A 16,889-nucleotide genomic window follows, 5' to 3' on the forward strand; every position below is an offset into this window, starting at 1 on the left:
CGCTAAGACGGGGCACCGCAGCGCCGTCGTGCGCCAACTGCTAGCCTGGCCGCTTCCAGCCGCCAGGACCGAACTCATGCCGACACACGCCCAGTTGCGCGCCGTCATCGCCGCCGATCCGCTGCGCATGCGCTGCCTTGTCCACGTCAGGGCGCTCGGCTTGCCGGATTGCTGGGTGGCCGCCGGATTCGTGCGCAGCGCGGTATGGGATCACCTGCATCGGCGTGGCCGCAGCGCCTTGCAGGCGGACATCGACGTCATCTGGTTCGACCGGGGGCGCTGCGACGCGGCGGTGGACGCCGAGATCGAAGCGACATTGCGCCGTGCCGACGCCTCGCTCGAATGGTCGGTGAAGAACCAGGCGCGCATGCATCTGCACAATGGCGATCGGCCCTATAGGACCGCAGCAGACGCGATGTGCCATTGGCCGGAAACGGCCACGGCCATCGGGGTCAGGCTGAGCGAGGAAGGCGAGATCGAGGTCGCCGCCCCCCTGGGTCTGGACGACCTTTTCGCGCTGATCGTCCGTCCCACCGCGGCCTTTCGTGGCCGTAAACGGCAGGTCTATCTCGATCGCCTGGCCGCGAAGCGCTGGTCCGAAACCTGGCCGGACCTGCGCATCGTGCAAGGCTGAGCGCCGCGACGCTTGACGTTCTAGATGAAGGCCTGCCGCGCGACGCCACGTGGCTGGCGGTTGCGTCCCGGCAGCTGCTCGAGGCGCTTGTGCCATTCGGCACGCACGGACTGAACGGCAACCGGCTTCGCTGCCGCGTCGCGCGCAGTCGGAGCGGCCTTGATTGCCGCTGCGGGTGTTCGCGTGCTCGCCGGCTTCACCGCCGCAGTGGTTGCAGTCGTCGCGACCGCCGCGGGTGCAACCGCCACTGTCTTCGCCGCCTTTGCGGCAGCCCGCAGTTCGGCGAGGCTCGGTGTCTTGCGTACAGGCTCGCTTACCGCCTTTTCCACGCTGCGCAGGCACAGCTTGCAGGAAACCTGAGTGGCGTCCGCCGAACTGTTCAGGCTCGATCCCGTGCGCCCACATGCGACATTGCCATTGGAGGCGGAGTAATGAATCACCAACGTTCTGTCTCCTGATTTTGGGGCGCGGGATTCTACACGCTCATGTCCAGGAGGCAACGCGGCGGGCGAAACTTACAGCTGGGCGCCCATGCCAGTGCGCGGCCCAGTAACGAAAAAGGCCCGCATTTCTGCGAGCCTTTCACTTCCCCCGGCCTACAACCCGGTGCGGTATCTATCAGCCGAGCGATTCGTCGAAGTAGTCGCTGTCAAGCCTCGGCACCCTGTAGAGCTGCGAGCTAACGCCAACCTCATGATCAAGCATCAGGTTGACCAGGCGCTTGCCGTCGACCAGCACCAGGCCTTCGACCGAGCGTGCAAAGTCGATGGCCTGGGCGGTGAAGCCCGAGGTTGTGATGAACACGCCGCGCCGCGCTTTCTGCCCGGCCAGCGCACCGTAAAAGGCCTGCAATTCGGGGCGGCCGACCGTGCTCTGCCAGCGCTTGGCCTGCACGTAGACCTTTTCCAGCCCCAGCGCATCGAGCGAGATCACCCCGTCGATGCCGCCGTCACCGCTGCCGCCCACCTGCTGCAGCGCCTGGCGGTTGGCGCCGTAGCCCAGGCTATGCAGCACGTCGAGCACGATATGCTCGAAGCGCGTCGGGCTGGCCTGCAGCAGACTATCCAGCAGATCACCGGCGACGCTGGTGCGCAGCTCGAGCAGCGCCTGATCCAGCCGCTCCTGTGGGCTGCTGGTGGCAATTTCTGCCTGGGTGATCAGCGCTTGTGTGTCGCTGCTCTCATCCAGCGAGGCGGCGTCCGGCGCCGGCTTCAGCTTCACGCTCATGTAGCTCATCGCCAGATGCTTGACCTGCTCTGGGCTCAGCGGTGGCGGGTTGCTTTGCGCGAAGGCAAGTCCGTCGCCCGTCAGTTTCCAGTAGCCATGCTTGGCGCTGTTGGAAAAGCCGGCGCGCTTGAGGCGGTCATGCGCCCAGCCTGCACGGTTCTTGTAGGTGGCCTGGCCGCTGTTGGTGGTTTCCTGCCGCTGCGCCTCGCTCAGGCCCAATGCCTGGGCAGCCGCTTCGTGGGCCTCGCTCGCCGTGGCGCCCTCCGGGTGGGCGGCGAGAAAACGCAGGATGGGTTCGATGAACTGGTCGTAGGTCGGCACGGACATGGTTCGTTCTCTTCCTGATGAAGTGGCTTAGCTCAGCGTAGCGGCCCGGCGACCGCGTTTGGCCTTGGGCGCAGCGGCGCGTTGGGCCTTGATGCGCTCCAGCAGCACGCTGGCCGGTTCGTCATTCGGGTCCTGCGGCACCAGTTCGCCGCGGAAGGCCTTGGCAAGGATGCTTTGGGTCAGGCGGTCGATGCGTGCCTGGGCGGCTTTGACGCGGGCTTCCAGTTGGTCGGCGAAGGCGAAGAGCTGTTCGACGCGGCGGACGACAAAATCGTCAGGAACGATTTTGGACGCCCGCAGGGCGGGCCGTAGGCCGAGGCGCATGGATGCGCCGAGCATTTCGGTTTGCGGCCGGTTCATGCAGAGGCCTTTCTGCCGCGCTTTGCCTTGGGCGCGGCAGCGCGTTGGGCCTTGATGCGCTCCAGCAGCACGCTGGCCGGTTCGTCGTTCGGGTCCTGCGGCACCAGTTCGCCGCGGAAGGCCTTGGCGAGGATGCTCTGGGTCAGGCGGTCGATGCGTGTTCTGGCCTCGTTGACCTTGGCTTCCAGCTGGTCGGCGAAGGCGAACAGTTGCTCGACGCGGCGGACGATTTCGGTTTGCTCCGCTGGTGGGGGCACTTGTATTGGAAGCGACAGCAGGGCTCCCTGAGTCAGCTTTGCCCGGCCTGTCGTACCGGTCAGCCAAGGAATGACGTCGTAATGCATTAGCGCATAGCACAAGTAGTCGCGAGCCACAGAATCATGCGCCCTGAGCGCATGAACATGATTGTTGACCCAGCACTTCCCCGAATACTTATAAGCAATCGGCTTTTCACGCCCGTAGAACGTTTCATCCTCCGTCACCAAAACCAAGTCATCATCAAAGATGTACTCATCTACACGATCGACTTCGCCGTTTGCTCCAAAATATGGGTATTTACCTTCACCACTTTTGCGCAGTTCTTTTTTCACGGGGACGCGCATGCTGTCCAAGCACTCGGCGAAACTGGACACGCTGGCAACGATCCATCCTTGAGGGACTTCAATCTCCCGCTTTTCAAGGTCAGGAGAGACTGGCTCCTTGAACTTCACGACAGGCTTCTGGCGACGGTTTTGGATCACTCTTGCGAGGTATTCTTCTGCGCTGTCGCTTACAGGACTTGAGGCTCGCCACTCCTCCGTCAACCGCCCGGAAACGGCGGCGGTGAGGACGGATTGGCGGAAGCGCTTGAGCAGCGCGGGGATGCCGTCGATGCGGGCTTTCAGGGTATCGACCTGGGCCAGCAGTTCGTCGAGCTTGGCGGCGATGCGGGTTTGTTCGGCGAGCGGTGGCAACGGGATTTCGTAATCGCGAATGTCTGCTGACTTGACCGCTGGGTAGAGCGCCCCCTGAACCTTCTCACACATGGCATCGACAAAACGAGCTGATCTCACAGCGGAAAATATCCAGCGCGGTTCTACTTCGATGGGTTTCAACACATCGAAGCCAGTCGATGCGACGCAGCCGCTATGCTGCTCGCCAATTAACGCAACAGCATTCAAGTTGGGCCGAGTCATTGAAACGATGACATCGCCTTTATCAACAAGCTTACGTGCGCGGCTTGGTGCGTCAGCTCCGAGAAGCCGCTGTGGTTCCGACACAGTTTTTAAATGTCGGTCAACGCTTGCGATATCAATGTAGGTGAACTCCTCCTCGGCGCTGGGCGCTCGCTGAGCTGGCTGGCCGCAAATATCTCCTATGGACGCAAGGGTCCACCCAATCGGCAGCTCACTCATCTCCAGTCCCCACTTCTAACCCCATCACCTCCGCCATCAACTGCTTCTGCGCCACCACTTCGTCCCCAGCCCCCAGCGCCTTCATCAGTTCTTCCAACTCATGCAGCGCCTCGGTCAGTTCGGCCATGGCTTCGCCCGCCAGCACTTCCGGGGCGGGGAGGTCGGCGGCGTCGAGGCTGCTTTCGTCCTTGAGCCAGCTGATATCCAGCGAGTCGCCGCGTTCGCGGATCTGCTCGCGTGTGAAGCAGCGGAAGCGGCTGGCCTCGCCGATGCCCTCGACGTTTTCGGCCCGGGGGCTCCCGCCATTCGGGTCCTCGCCATAGGCGTCCTCGAACGGCTTGAGGTGGGTGGGGCCGAACGGGGTGCGCTTGCCGAAGCTGGGCATGTTGCTGCGCAGGTCATAGATCCATACGCGGCTGGTGCAGCGCTCTTCCTGGCGCGGGTTGTCGGCCGTGCCCTTCTGGAAGAACAGCACATTGGTCTTCACGCCCTGGGCGTAGAAGATGCCGGTGGGCAGGCGCAGGATGGTGTGCAGGTTGCACTTGTCCATCAGGTCGCGGCGCACGTCGGTGCCGACGCCGGCCTCGAACAGTACGTTGTCCGGCAGCACCACGGCGGCCCGCCCGCCGGGCTTGAGGCCGCGGTAGATGTGCTGGAGAAAGGCCAGCTGCTTGTTGCTGGTGCGGTAGGTGAGGTCGTCGCGGGTCGGCCCGCCGCCGCCCTTGGCGGTGCCGAATGGCGGGTTGGAGAGGATGATGTCCACCTTCGGCAGCCCTGCACCGGTCTGGCCGAGGGCGTTGCCCAGGTGCACCACGCCCTCGGCGTCGCCTTCCATGCCGTGCAGCAGGCAGTTCATCAGCGCCAGGCGGCGGGTGCCGGGCACCAGCTCGACGCCCACGTAGGCCTCGGTGCGCTGGAAGCGGCGGGCCTTGTCGTCGAGGTCGTAGAGGTCGTCGGTGTGCTGCTTGATGTAGGCGTCGGCGGCGATGAGAAAGCCTGCGGTGCCGGCGGCCGGGTCCTGAATGGTTTCGCCCGGCTGCGGTTTGATGCAGCGGATGATGCTGTCGATCAGCGGGCGCGGGGTGAAGTACTGGCCGGCGCCGGATTTGGTCTCGCTGGCGTTCTTTTCCAGCAGGCCTTCATAGAGATCGCCGAGGCCATCCTCGCGGGCGCTGAACCAGTCGATGCCGTCGAGGCTCTTGATCAGCTGCTCGAGGTGGCGCGGCTCCTTCAGGCGGGTCTGGGCATCGGCATAGATGGCGGCGATCAGCGGATCGTGACTTTGGCCCAGGTCCAGCAGCATCTGCCGGTAGTGCTTGAGCAGGTTGAGCCCGGACTTGCCAGCCAGGTCCGGCCAGCGCGCGCCCTCGGGCAGCTTGTGGCCGAAGCTGTCGTTGTTCTGGACCTGCTCGTATTCCATCTTGATGAACAGCAGCAGCACCAGCTCGGTGACGTAGTCGCTGTAGTTGATGCCGTCGTCGCGCAGGACGTCGCAGAGGTTCCAGAGCTTCTGGACGATATCGGAGTTGGTCATGGGGCTTTCCTGGCCAGAAATAAAAAACCCGCACGATTTGTGCGTGGCTGCCGGGGCAGTCAGAGGCATGGCGGGTATGTGCTGGCGAGGGTATTGCCCGGTAGGAGGTTTGGCAAGTTGCGGGTCGGTGCAGCATGGCTCCGACGTGAGTGCCCTGGCTTAGGGGCTCAGCAACGCCGTGCGCAACGAGACAATCGAAAGATTGCCGGTGGCATCCAGCACCGGGCGGGGAAACGGCACAGCATAGGCGGCCGCGTCAGTGTGCCGGCCGGCCAGGCGGGGATGCAGGCGGGCCTTGAGCTGCCGGCTGGTTTCGTGGCCGCGCACCGGCTCGCCCAGCGTCTCCAGCAGGGCTCCTTCCAGGCACTGCGGTTGCCATAGGATGATTTCATAACCAGCCGCTGCTGCCCGCTTGCGCTCGGCATCGCTGAGCGGCAGATCGGCATCCAGCAGGAAGAGGCGTCGGTCGTAATCCTTGTTCTTGTGCGCACGGATGGCATGGGTGATCACATTGCCGGGCGAGCCTCCATCACCGGGCTCGACCTTGACGCTCAGGCCACTGTTGCGCGGGCAGTACAGCTCCTTCATATGGCTGATGAAAGCCCAGTCGTCGGCCCCTTCTCCCACCACCAATAGGGTGCTGCGCATGACGCTGCGCCGTCCCTTGCGCGCTGTCCTGCTCATAGCTCAGGAACCCCACCCAGCGCACCGGCCATATATTTGGCGTACAAATTATCGTCAGCTCGCAGCCCCTGTACTTCATCCAGCCGCCAGGCTTCGGAGCACTGGTCACGCTTTTCGCACAGATAGAGCTGGTGCTTCTGCAGGTGATTGAGCAACTCCGGGGTGTGGCAGGTGAAGATCAACTGGGCCTGGTGCGGATTGCTGTGTTCGAAGCGGAACCAGTCGAGAATCCGTGGCATCAGGTGCGGGTGCAGGTCGTTGTCGATTTCGTCGATCACGGCGAGGCCGCCATACTCCAGCGCGGTCAGCAGCCGCTCGAGCAGTACGAAGGCCGACTGGGTGCCGCTGGACTCCTCGAAGAAGCTCAGCTCGAAGGTTCGCCCATCACTGCTGCGGTGCTGGCCGAAGGGCATGTAGATCTGGGCGCTCTTGCCTTCCTCCGTAGTGATATCCAGCGGGCGGATATCGACACCGGACAGTCCTAGATCCAGTCCGGGCATGGCCGCGACCATGCGGGCCTTGATGACCGGAGAGCGTTCGTAGTTCTCTGCCGTACTGAACAGCGCCCCCTGCTGGAAGTGATGGCGGCCCGTGCTGGCGACGTTGCTCACCACACGACGGAAGTACTCGATGAAGGGGCGGGCTTCCTTGATGTCGTAGCTGTACGCTGCCGCCAGCAACGAGGCATTGCTGCGCAGCCCCTGGGCCTGGGATTTCGGGAAGGGAAAGCCCTTCTGCTTGAAGGTGAAGCCATCCCCCGAGCGCTCGCGGCGGAACAGGTAGCTGAACTGGCTGCTGGTTCTGGCCAGTAGAATCTCGCTCACCACTCGCCCGGCATTCATCGTCAACTGATAGCGGTGTTCGACCCCTTGCAAGAGGAAGTCGACTTCCAAGCGGGTGTCCTCGTCCGCGCGCAGCAGATGAGGAGAATAGACGATGCCGGCATCTGGATCGCCCTGCAGGAAGGAGTCACAGATGAACCATTTGAGGAAGGCCAGCGGCTTGATGAGCTGTGTCTTGCCCGAGCCGTTGGCGCCCACCACGGCGATCACCTTGTTCAGGCGGCAGTCCGCCAGCTCGATATCAAAGCCGGAAGGGGTGGGCTTCTTGCCGAGAGAGAAGTCGACCTGTGCTTCCTCGGCGAAGCTGTAGAAGTTGGAGAACCGCAGGGACTTGATCATATTTTCTGTACTTCAACAAAATTTTGTTGATTCTTGGCGTATGTGCTGCTTCTTGCAAGCTGAATTTACGCAGGGCAGTCGCTGGCATGTAGTCATGCCAGAGCGCTTGTGCTATCGGGCTAATCATGCTTTCAGTGTCCGCGGTCCTGGAATTGCGGACACTCCCTCCACCAAAGACGGCATGGTGTTCAGCCACCCGAGCACCGATTACGCCTTTCACCCCACCTGCGGCCAAAGGTTGTCATTCAACGCCTCCAGAACCACAGCGAGGTGCCCACCAAGCATCTTGTCCAACCGAGTGCTGCCGCCGTCGTTCCGGAACGCCTCGCCGATCTGCTTTTCGTCGATCACCACCTCATGCACCAGCTGCTTGGCCAGGCGCTCCAGCCACTTGCGCTGAACTGGTGTCCATTGCTGCAGGGCGTAGATCTTCTCCATGGCCTTGGCCACGCGTTGCTCGAACGGCAGCAGGGCTTCGCCAAGCGCGGCGCGGCGGATGAAGCCGACGATGCTGGCGGCGATTTCCTGGTTGGTCTGGTTGCGCCATGCGCTCTGCAGGTTCACTTCGCTGTAGCCGTGCCCATCGAGCAGCAGGCGCACTTCGCGCAGCTGTTCGCGGGTCAGGTCCTGCGGGCGGTTGACCACCACGCCGAGGGCCACCGACTGGTTGAGCTGGTTCCGGATGAAGTCGTTGAAGCTTTCCAAATAGTCGGCGGGCTTCTGGTTGGCGCCGTAGTTCTGCTCGCGGACCATTAGCTCGTCCGTGTGGGTGGAGATCACCGGGTAGTTTTCCGAGCCGAGCAGGGCATTGACGGTGGCGAGCTGGTCGAGCAGCTGGCTGTGCTGACGGATGAACTGCGCGGCCTGCTGCGGGCCGAGCCCGTGCAGGTGCTGGTGCAGTTTGTCTGGTGCCACTCCCCAGGTGTCTTCCAGCTCGTCGAGTTTGCTCTTGAGGGTCGGTTTGCTCTCGGCCTTGTGGCTGGCCTTGCGCAGGATGCGCATCACCCGCTGGCTGAGCTGGTCGAGCACATCATGGGCATGACTGCTGTCGGGCTGGCTGCCGGGCGCGTCGAGGCTGGCGGGATTGGTCAGCTCGCTGACCAGCTGTTCCAGGCTGATGCTCGGGTCTTTCACCAGCGGCTTCATGGTGTCCACCGGTTCGAGGCTGGCGTACAGGTCGACCGGGTCGTAAATCCTGAACACGGTCTTGCCGATCTCGTCGCAGCGACGCGTGGCGCGGCCCTTCATCTGTTCATAGAGGATGCGCGAGCGCACCCGGCGCATGAACACCAGGTGGCAGATGCGTGGCACATCGATGCCGGTGGTGAGCAGGTCGACGGTGATGGCGATGCTCGGGTAGCGCTCGTTCTTGTACTGGCGGATCAGCTGTTCGACCTTGTCGCTCTGGCCGGTGATGATCTGCACGGCGGCCTGGTTGTAGTCATCGCCGTGAACGTCTTTGAAGGCTTCGTCGAGCAGGTTCTTCACGCGCTCGGCGTGGGCCTGGTTGACGCAGAAGATCATGGCTTTCTCATCGCCTGAAGGGTCCAGCTCCTGGGCCAGCTGCGCGCAGATCACCTTGTCGAAACCGGCTGTAATCACGCGGCGGTTGAAGGACTCGATCTCGAAGTCGAGCTCGTCCTCCAGTTCCGCCACGTCCACCTCGCCAGTGGCAGTATCGATGATGCTGACGCTCTCGCCCTTGGCGAAGTGAATGCCGTTCTGGCTGAGTAGGGTCTGGTAGCGGATCGGCGGTTCGTGATCGATCAGCCAGTCGTCGGCCACCGCTTCGCGATAGCTGTAGGTGAAGATCGGCGCGCCGAACACTTCGCTGGTGTGCTTGGCCGGCGTGGCGGTAAGGCCGATGCGGCAGGCGTCGAAGTAATCGAGCACACGGCGGTACTGCGAGAGGTACTGGCTGTGGTCGCGCACCGCCAGCTCACCTTCGGTCATCTCCTGGTCGAGGGTGTAACCGCGGTGGGCTTCGTCGACGATGATGCAGTCGAAAGCGTCGATGGACGGCGGGTTGTCTGACTGGAAGATGCGCCGGACCATGGCCTGCACGGTGGCGACCTGAACGCGCGTTTCGGCCTCGGCGGCCATGTCGCCCAGCTCCTTGATGTCGTAGATCTGCGCGAGCGTATGGTTCTGCTCGAGCGTTGCTTCGTTGAACGCCTCGATGGCCTGCTGACCCAGGGCGCTGCGGTCGACCAGAAAGAGGATACGGTGGAAGCGTTCGGCCTTCAGCAGGCGATACATCAGGCCGATGATGGTGCGCGTCTTGCCGGTGCCGGTGGCCATGGCCAGCAGGCATTGGCGGCGGTTGTCGGCGAGCGCCTGCTCGACTGCGCGAATGGCGTTTTCCTGATAGTCGCGCAGCTTGAGATAGGCGAAGCCTTCCTGTTGAAGCATCGCCTCGGCCGCTTCACGGCTGCGTTTGAGCAGATCGAGCAACCCATCCGGCCGATGGAAGTCCTGCAGTGGGCGGCGCAGGTTCGCGGGGCTGCGCAGGTCGCGGAACCAGATGCCGGATAGCTCGGCGAGCTGCTTGATGTAGGGCCTGCCATTGCAGGCGAAGGCGAACGGCACTTGGAAATATCCACCCTGGCCGTCGGTCCAGCCCGGCTCTTGTCCGGCGGGTTGCAGGTCAGCGGTGATGATCAGCTGGCGCGAATAGCGCTCGGCCTGTGGGATGCGGTCGGCAATGTTGATGCGCTTGCGCTTGGCTTCGACGATGGCGACCGGAGTGAGCCCGGCGAACAGCACGTAGTCGGCGTTTTCTTTCGGCTTGCTGGTTGGCCATTCGGCGATGGCCCTGTTCTTGCCCTTCTCCGGGCGAGCGCCCTTGCTATAGGTGAGGTCGAGCGAGTCGGCCTGCCATCCGGCATCGTTGAGCTGCTGGTCGATGAGGATGCGGGTGAGGTCTTCGTTGAGGTCGAACTGGCTGCTGGCTTGCTGCGTCTTGCGGGTGACTTGCTCGGCGGCTTGTGGCTGATTCTCCAGTTGCTTCTGCAGCGTCTGCAGGCGCACCTCGAACTCGGCGCGGGCGCTGGCCAGTTCCGCTTCACGCTCCCGGGCGATCTGCTCGTAGACGCGCGCTTCCTCATTCATCTCACCGGCGAGGCTGGCTTGCTCCGCCTTTTCCCGTGCCAGCAGTTCTGCCAGCTGGTGGTTGCTCTCCAACTGCTGACGACTATCGCCCAGCTCGGCACGCAGCTTCTCGATCTGCGCTTGCAACTCGCGCAGCGGAGCACTGGGGTCGGCAGGGGTGATGAAAGGGCCCGGTTTGAAGCTGTTGCCGGCGTTGCCGAACGACTGGTGATACCAGATGGCGAGCGCCCGGGCGACCTTCAGCCCATCCAGAGCTTCGCGATGCCGAGTGCGGAATTCATGAGTGGCCTTGTTGCCCTCGATGCGCAGCGTGTGGAACAGGCTGCGGATGTTGCCGTCGAGCTGGATCTCGCGGCCTAGCCGGTAGAGCAGGTCGGATTGGGAGATGGTGGCGTCCAGCTCGATGCCCGCCCGCGCCGCCAGATCCTGCGCCAGTGCCTCGCCGAGCTGGCGCAGCTTGATCAGCGTGGTATTGGGGTCGCTTGCGAAGACGCGCTCGGCGCTGCTGGCTAGCTGAAGGAAGACCGGGTCGTGTTCCTTGAGAAAGTCGAAGTTACTGCTCTCGGCCATGGTCCATCCCTTGAAATCATCCATCCCAGCCATCCTGGATCGGCTATTCGTCAATGGATGATGCCAGAGCAGGCACGGAGGTTGAACCGGGGCCGGGATCTGCACTGCTTCGAGGCTAGCTTAAGCTCGGCAGAAACGAAAAAGGCCCGCATTTCTGCGAGCCTTCAAATCGTGGTGCCGGCACCAGGAGTCGAACCCGGGACCTACTGATTACAAGTCAGTTGCTCTACCAGCTGAGCTATACCGGCAAGTGAGGGTCGCCATTATATCCATTGCGGGCGGCGAGTAAACCGTTAGCTGACGGTCACTTGCGCTGGCTTATTCAGGCCGCTTCACATTTTGTGCGCTGTGGCTGCGCTCGGCCAGCAGAAGGATGTTGCGCGGTGTCAGCTCGCTGGGGCAGAAGGTGCCGAGGTGCACGCGGTAGCCCTGTTCCTCCAGCAGCAGGGCGCGATCGAGCAGTAGCCAGAGTTCCAGCGGGCGGCGGAACAGGCCGCGCACCAGTTCGAGGTTGCGCACTTCGGCGAGGCGTTGCCAGCCGGCCCGCTCCTGAGCAGCCCAGTCCTGTCCTCCCGGGGCGGGCAGTTGCTTGAGGGCGGCCAGATCGCGGCAGTAGTCGGCGAAGCCCTTTTTCAGCCAGGCGCTGGGCAGCGAGGGCGTCGGCAGATAGTCGTCCTGCTGGCGCAGGCGCCGCTGCAGCAGATCGAAGCCCAGCCGCCAGGCCATCGACTGGTCGCGATTGCGCCGTTCGCGCGCGCCGGCGGTGACCGTCTCGCTCAGCGGCAAGCCGAGGTCGTCGCGGCTGAGTTGCAGCGCCGTGGCCCGGCCGGCTTCGGAGAGCGGCACGTAGATTTCGTCCTGGGTGCGGTTGTAACAGCAGGGGGCGATGGCGAGCTGGCGACAGCCCTTGGCAACGCTCAGGCGCAGCAGGCGTACATGCAGATCACCGCAGGCGTGCAGCGCGACGGGGGTGTGCGTGGCCTGTAGCTGCTCGCCGGCATCGGCTGCGAGCACGTCCTGGCAGCGGTGTCGGGCCGGGATGCCGAGCCGCTCGCTCATATGCGCACCTGCCTGCACCAGCATTTCATCCCATTCCAGGCAGGTCAGCGCGGCGCCATCGCGGGCGAGATAGCGACCGAGATGGCCCTTGCCGGCACACCAGTCCAGCCAGTGCGTCGGTGCTTCGGCGAACCGTAGGCGGGCGCCGAAGGCCTGAATCTGCAGGGCCTTGCGGCCTGGCACGTCCACCGCGTGGCGATGGTCCATGGCTGGCGATTCGCCGGCGGGCAACGCGTCGAGATGGCTCAGTCGGTCGGCGAGGTGAGCCAGCTCAGGAAAAGGTGCGGGTGCGCCGAGCGTCGTCGGCTGGTTGTGCGCGGCCTCGGCATCGGCCAGCGAGCGGCTTCGCAGCCAGGCGGCCAGTTCGGGGTGCTCGGCTTCCCATGGCAGCGTTTGGCAGACGAACGGCCGCGGCCGCCAGAGCGACTGGTGCGCAGTGAGGAAGCGGTCCAGTGCCTGGAAGCGCTCGAGCAGGTTGGGGGCGGCGGACATCGGCGGGGCGGGTATATGAACAGGCGCCGATTGTAGCGGGAGCGCCTGCCATAAAGCACAACGCCCGTCGAGGACGGGCGTTGTGTCGGGCTACTTGCCGTAGACCTGTTCCGGCAGCCAGGTCACCAGGCCCGGCCACATGTACGCCACCACCAGCATGCCGATCTGGATCATGATGAAAGGCAGCACACCCTTGTACATCACGCTGGTGGGCACGCTGCGTGGCGTGACGCCGCGCAGGTAGAACAGCGAGAAGCCGAAGGGTGGGGTGAGGAACGAGGTCTGCAGATTGATGGCGAACATCACACCGAGCCAGACCGGGTCCAGGCCCATGGCGAGCAGGATCGGGCCGACGATGGGCACCACCACGAAGATGATCTCGATGAAGTCGAGGATGAAGCCCAGCAGGAAGATGACCAGCATCACCACCAGGAAGGCGCCGAGCACGCCGCCGGGCAGCGAGTGCAGGGCATCCTCGATCAGCGCTTCACCGCCGAAGCCACGGAAGACCAGGGAGAACAGCGAGGCGCCGATGAGGATGAGGAACACCATCGAGGTGATCTCGGTGGTGCCGAAGGCGACCTGCTTGAGCTGGGCGAAATTCAGCTGACCCTTGGCGATCGACAGCAGCGTCGCGCCCAGCGCGCCGATGGCGGCGGCCTCGGTCGGCGTGGCGTAGCCGGCGAGAATCGAGCCGAGCACTGCGGTGATCAGCGCCAGCGGTGGCAGCAACGCACCGATCAGCTTGCCCCACTCGATCGGCCCCAGCTCTTCCTGCGGCAGCGCTGGCAGCTTCTTCGGCTGGAAGATCGCCACCGCGACGAGGTAGAGGATGTACAGGCCCACCAGCACCAGGCCGGGGATCAGCGCACCAACGAACAGGTCGCCGACCGAGACGGTCTTCGGCGAGAAGATGCCCATCTTCAGCTGTGCCTGCTGGAAGGCGCTGGACATCACGTCGCCCAGCAGGACCAGGATGATCGATGGCGGGATGATCTGGCCGAGGGTGCCGGTGGCGGCCAGGGTGCCGGTGGCGATGGCCGGGTCATAGCCGCGACGCAGCATGGTCGGTAGCGCCAGCAGGCCCATGGTGACCACGGTGGCGCCGACGATGCCGGTGCTCGCGGCGAGCAGCGCACCGACCACGCAGACCGAGATCGCCAGACCGCCGCGCATGGTGCCGAACAGGCGCGACATCGACTCCAGCAGGTCCTCGGCAACCCTGGATTTCTCCAGCATCACGCCCATGAAGACGAACAGTGGCACGGCCAGCATCGTCTGGTTGTTCATGATGCCGAAGATGCGGTTCGGCAGCGCATGCAGGTAGCCGACGTCGAATGAGCCAGTGACCACGCCGATGCCGGCGAACAGTAGCGCCATGCCGCCCAGGGTGAAGGCCACGGGGTAGCCCGACATCAGCGCCAGGCAGATGCTGATGAACAGCGCGATAGCCATGAACTCAGCCATGCTTCACCTCCGGCTCCGGCAGGCGGCCCGCGATGCGATAGGCCACCTTGACCAGATCCGAGAGTGCCTGCAGCGTCAGGCTGCCGACCAGCAGGAGGATGATGCTCTTCTGCAGGTAGACGAACTTCAGCCCGCCGGACTCGTTCGAGCCCTCGCGCGTCGCCCAGGAGTTGCTGACGTAGTCCCAGCTGTTCCAGCCGATGAACAGACATACCGGCAGCAGGAACAGCAGATGGCCGAGGCCGTCGACCGTCGCCTGCCGGCGGCTGCTGAACTTCTGGTAGAAGATGTCGACGCGCACGTGGCCGTTGCGCTGCAGGGTCCAGGCCGCGGCGCCCATGAACACCAGCGCATGGCCGTACATCACCGCTTCCTGCAGGGCGATGGCGCCGATGCCGAAACCGTAGCGCAGCACCACCACAATGGCGGTGCCGATGACGAGAAACAGGGTGATCCAGGCACAGAGCTGGCCGAGGCGCATGTTGAACGCATCGATGAGGCCAGCCACGCGCAGCAGGGGCGGGGGGCTCTGGGACATTTTTAGTCCTTCTTAGGTAGACGCAAGGTTGGCGGGAGACGGCGATTCTTGCAGTACTGGCGCTTTGCAGCAATCGGCCTACGACTTTTAGCTTATGCGCTAGGCTTGAGACGCCGAAGGCTCTAATGTTAGTCGAGCCCGGAGTGGTGTCTGCACCTCCGGCGCAGGTTTCGCCGCATGAGCCCGCTGCCAGTCAGGCTGGTGGGCGCACACGGATCGAGAAGCGCAGGCGGTCCGGCAACAACGCGTGGCCTTGCCAATGCGCAATAAGAACAAATAACAAGGAGTTACCCTCATGAAACGTCGTGACATTCTCACCGCCGCTGGCGTGGGCCTGGCGGCTACCGCTCTGGCCGGTTGCAATGACAAGAGCGAAAAACCAGCCGCGGGCGAGAGCAAGCAGGCGAGCGAGCAGCAAACCTTCAATTGGAAAATGGTCACGTCCTGGCCGAAGAACTTCCCGGGCGTGGGCGTCGGTGCCGAGCGTTTCGCGCAGCTGGTCAACGAGATGAGCGGCGGCCGCCTGAAGGTCAAGGTCTACGCGGCGGGTGAGCTGGTTCCGGCACTGGAAGTGTTCGATGCGGTGTCGCGCGGCACGGCGGAAATGGGCCACGGCGCGCCTTACTACTGGAAGGGCAAGGTTCCGGCCGCGCAATTCTTCTGCGCACTGCCGTTCGGCCCGAACGCCCAGGAAATGAACGCCTGGCTGCACCGCGGCGGCGGCATGCAGCTGTGGGAAGAGGTCTACAAGCCGTTCGGCGTGCTGCCGATGGCCTGCGGCGCCACCGGCGTGCAGACCGCGGGTTGGTTCAACAAGGAAATCAACTCGGTGGACGACTTCAAGGGCCTGAAGATGCGCACCCCGGGCCTGGGTGGCGAAGTGCTGACCAAGATGGGCGGTACCGTAGTCAACATGCCGGCCGGCGAAATCTTCACCGCGCTGCAGACCGGTGCGATCGACGCCACCGAGTGGATCGGTCCGTACAACGACCTGGCGCTGGGCCTGCACAAGGCGTCCAAGTACTACTACACCCCGGGCTGGCAGGAGCCGAACGTCACCTTCGAACTGGACGTCAACCTCAAGGCCTGGGAAACCCTGCCAGAAGACCTGAAGGCGATCGTTCGTGCCGCGGCACGCGACGTCAACGGCGACATGCTCGACGACTACAACGCCAAGAACATGGAAGCGCTGGAGCAGCTGCGCGAGCAGGGCGTGGAAGTCCGTCGTCTGCCGGACGAAGTGCTGGCTCGCCTGAAGGAAGTCGCCGCGGAAGTGGTCGATGCTTCCGCCAAGGCCGACCCGGTGGCCGCCAAGGTGTGGGAGCAGCAGAGCGCCTATCTCAAGCGGCTGTATGAGTACGCCGAGCTGAACGAGAAGGACATTTACAACATCCGCGGCTGATCGCGGCTGATCACGGCGGATGCAAGAACGCCACCCTGGCAACAGGGTGGCGTTTTTTTTTGGGGCGGGGCGGAACGTCGCCGTGTCGGTCAGCCTTCCAGCGTCGCGTTCAGGCTGATGCGTGCGTTGAGTACCTTGGACACCGGGCAGCCTTCCTTCGCCTGGTTGGCGATCTGCTGGAACTGCGCATCGTCCGCACCCGGAATGCGGGCCTTGAGGGTCAGATCGATCGCCGTGATGCTGAAGCCCTCGCCGTCCTTGTCCAGGGTCACCTCGGCGCGGGTCTCGATGCGCTCGGCGGTGAGGCCGGCCTGGCCGAGCATCATCGACAGGGCCATGGAGAAGCAGCCGGCATGGGCGGCACCGATCAGTTCTTCCGGATTGGTTCCGGGTGCGCCTTCGAAACGGGTGTTGAAGCCATAGGGGTTGTCCTTCAAGGCACCGCTTTCGGTGCTGATGGTGCCCTTTCCATCTTTCAGGCCGCCTTGCCAGACGGCGGAAGCGCTCTTCTTCATGTTCGGTCCTCGCGTGGGTGGGTGGATGGTCAGCGCACCGCTCAGCGAGGCTGTTCCGCCGCCAGAATCGCGCTGGCCAGCTCCATGTCGGTCGCCTGCAGCTGCGGCTGTTCGCTACGCAGTTGCTGCAGCATCGCTTCCAGATACGGACCACGGATCTCGCCATTGCTGGCAACGAAGGTGCCGGCATCCTCACGGGCCGGAATCACCAGCTTGTTGTCCTTGAACGTCAGGTAGGTGGACGCCGTGGTCGCGCCCGAGGACAGGATGTCACGTACCAGGCCATCGGCCATGGCACTGCCGAGCGGCGCCAGGGCCAGGGCGAATGCGGCGATAAATGTCTTGCGCATGAGCGGAAACCTCCTTGCTATCGTCCTCTGTTGAGAGTGCGAGC

General features: G+C 63.8%; 15 protein-coding genes and 1 tRNA gene. 2 read left to right on the forward strand and 14 right to left on the reverse strand.

Going from position 1 to position 16,889, the window contains the following annotated elements:
• Positions 1-76: 76 nt before the first annotated feature.
• Positions 77-634, forward strand: coding sequence for a nucleotidyltransferase family protein (locus tag PSTAB_RS01390; protein WP_013981412.1), 558 nt, complete (start codon positions 77-79; stop codon positions 632-634).
• 20 nt (positions 635-654) lie between these two features.
• Here PSTAB_RS01390 and PSTAB_RS01395 read toward each other — a convergent pair whose 3' ends face one another.
• The 12 genes from PSTAB_RS01395 to PSTAB_RS01450 form a co-directional block, all read right to left on the reverse strand.
• Entirely contained in the window at positions 655-1,077 is a 423-nt protein-coding gene (locus tag PSTAB_RS01395; RefSeq protein WP_013981413.1) for a hypothetical protein, read from the reverse strand.
• 175 nt (positions 1,078-1,252) lie between these two features.
• Positions 1,253-2,188 carry a restriction endonuclease gene (locus tag PSTAB_RS01400; protein ID WP_013981414.1) on the reverse strand — a complete coding sequence of 312 codons (936 nt, stop codon included), beginning with the start codon at positions 2,186-2,188 and terminating at the stop codon, positions 1,253-1,255.
• A 27-nt stretch (positions 2,189-2,215) separates the two neighbouring features.
• Complete coding sequence (locus PSTAB_RS01405; protein WP_003284015.1) at positions 2,216-2,548, reverse strand: hypothetical protein; 333 nt, start codon at positions 2,546-2,548, stop codon at positions 2,216-2,218.
• Positions 2,545-3,942 (reverse strand): restriction endonuclease subunit S, encoded by a 1,398-nt coding sequence (locus tag PSTAB_RS01410; protein ID WP_041771618.1) that lies wholly within the window; start codon positions 3,940-3,942, stop codon positions 2,545-2,547. The genes PSTAB_RS01405 and PSTAB_RS01410 overlap by 4 nt, the downstream gene beginning before the upstream one ends.
• Entirely contained in the window at positions 3,935-5,476 is a 1,542-nt protein-coding gene (locus tag PSTAB_RS01415; RefSeq protein ID WP_013981416.1) for a class I SAM-dependent DNA methyltransferase, read from the reverse strand. Before PSTAB_RS01415 ends, PSTAB_RS01410 begins: the two co-directional genes overlap by 8 nt.
• A 159-nt stretch (positions 5,477-5,635) precedes the next feature.
• Positions 5,636-6,124 carry a hypothetical protein gene (locus tag PSTAB_RS01420; RefSeq protein WP_013981417.1) on the reverse strand — a complete coding sequence of 163 codons (489 nt, stop codon included), beginning with the start codon at positions 6,122-6,124 and terminating at the stop codon, positions 5,636-5,638.
• A 32-nt stretch (positions 6,125-6,156) separates the two neighbouring features.
• Complete coding sequence (locus PSTAB_RS01425) at positions 6,157-7,341, reverse strand: AAA family ATPase (RefSeq protein ID WP_013981418.1); 1,185 nt, start codon at positions 7,339-7,341, stop codon at positions 6,157-6,159.
• Between the two features lie 216 nt (positions 7,342-7,557).
• A complete protein-coding gene (hsdR, locus tag PSTAB_RS01430; RefSeq protein ID WP_041771910.1) occupies positions 7,558-11,022 on the reverse strand; it encodes a type I restriction-modification system endonuclease in 3,465 nt (1,154 codons plus the stop codon).
• A 172-nt stretch (positions 11,023-11,194) separates the two neighbouring features.
• A tRNA-Thr gene (locus PSTAB_RS01435) sits at positions 11,195-11,270 on the reverse strand.
• A gap of 70 nt (positions 11,271-11,340) precedes the next feature.
• Entirely contained in the window at positions 11,341-12,573 is a 1,233-nt protein-coding gene (locus tag PSTAB_RS01440; protein WP_013981420.1) for a methyltransferase, read from the reverse strand.
• Positions 12,574-12,663: 90 nt separating this feature from the next.
• A complete protein-coding gene (locus PSTAB_RS01445) occupies positions 12,664-14,040 on the reverse strand; it encodes a TRAP transporter large permease (protein WP_013981421.1) in 1,377 nt (458 codons plus the stop codon).
• Entirely contained in the window at positions 14,033-14,578 is a 546-nt protein-coding gene (locus PSTAB_RS01450; protein WP_013981422.1) for a TRAP transporter small permease subunit, read from the reverse strand. Before PSTAB_RS01450 ends, PSTAB_RS01445 begins: the two co-directional genes overlap by 8 nt.
• A gap of 295 nt (positions 14,579-14,873) precedes the next feature.
• On the opposite strand from PSTAB_RS01450, the gene PSTAB_RS01455 reads away from it, so the two are divergent.
• Positions 14,874-15,980, forward strand: coding sequence for a TRAP transporter substrate-binding protein (locus tag PSTAB_RS01455; RefSeq protein ID WP_013981423.1), 1,107 nt, complete (start codon positions 14,874-14,876; stop codon positions 15,978-15,980).
• Positions 15,981-16,069: 89 nt separating this feature from the next.
• Here PSTAB_RS01455 and PSTAB_RS01460 read toward each other — a convergent pair whose 3' ends face one another.
• The gene (locus tag PSTAB_RS01460; protein WP_013981424.1) at positions 16,070-16,495 is read right to left on the reverse strand and encodes an OsmC family protein; all 426 of its coding nucleotides are present in this window, start codon (positions 16,493-16,495) and stop codon (positions 16,070-16,072) included.
• 41 nt (positions 16,496-16,536) lie between these two features.
• Complete coding sequence (locus PSTAB_RS01465; protein WP_011911504.1) at positions 16,537-16,845, reverse strand: DUF2388 domain-containing protein; 309 nt, start codon at positions 16,843-16,845, stop codon at positions 16,537-16,539.
• Positions 16,846-16,889 lie beyond the last annotated feature (44 nt).

Source organism: Stutzerimonas stutzeri (assembly GCF_000219605.1).
GTDB classification, from domain to species: domain Bacteria; phylum Pseudomonadota; class Gammaproteobacteria; order Pseudomonadales; family Pseudomonadaceae; genus Stutzerimonas; species Stutzerimonas stutzeri.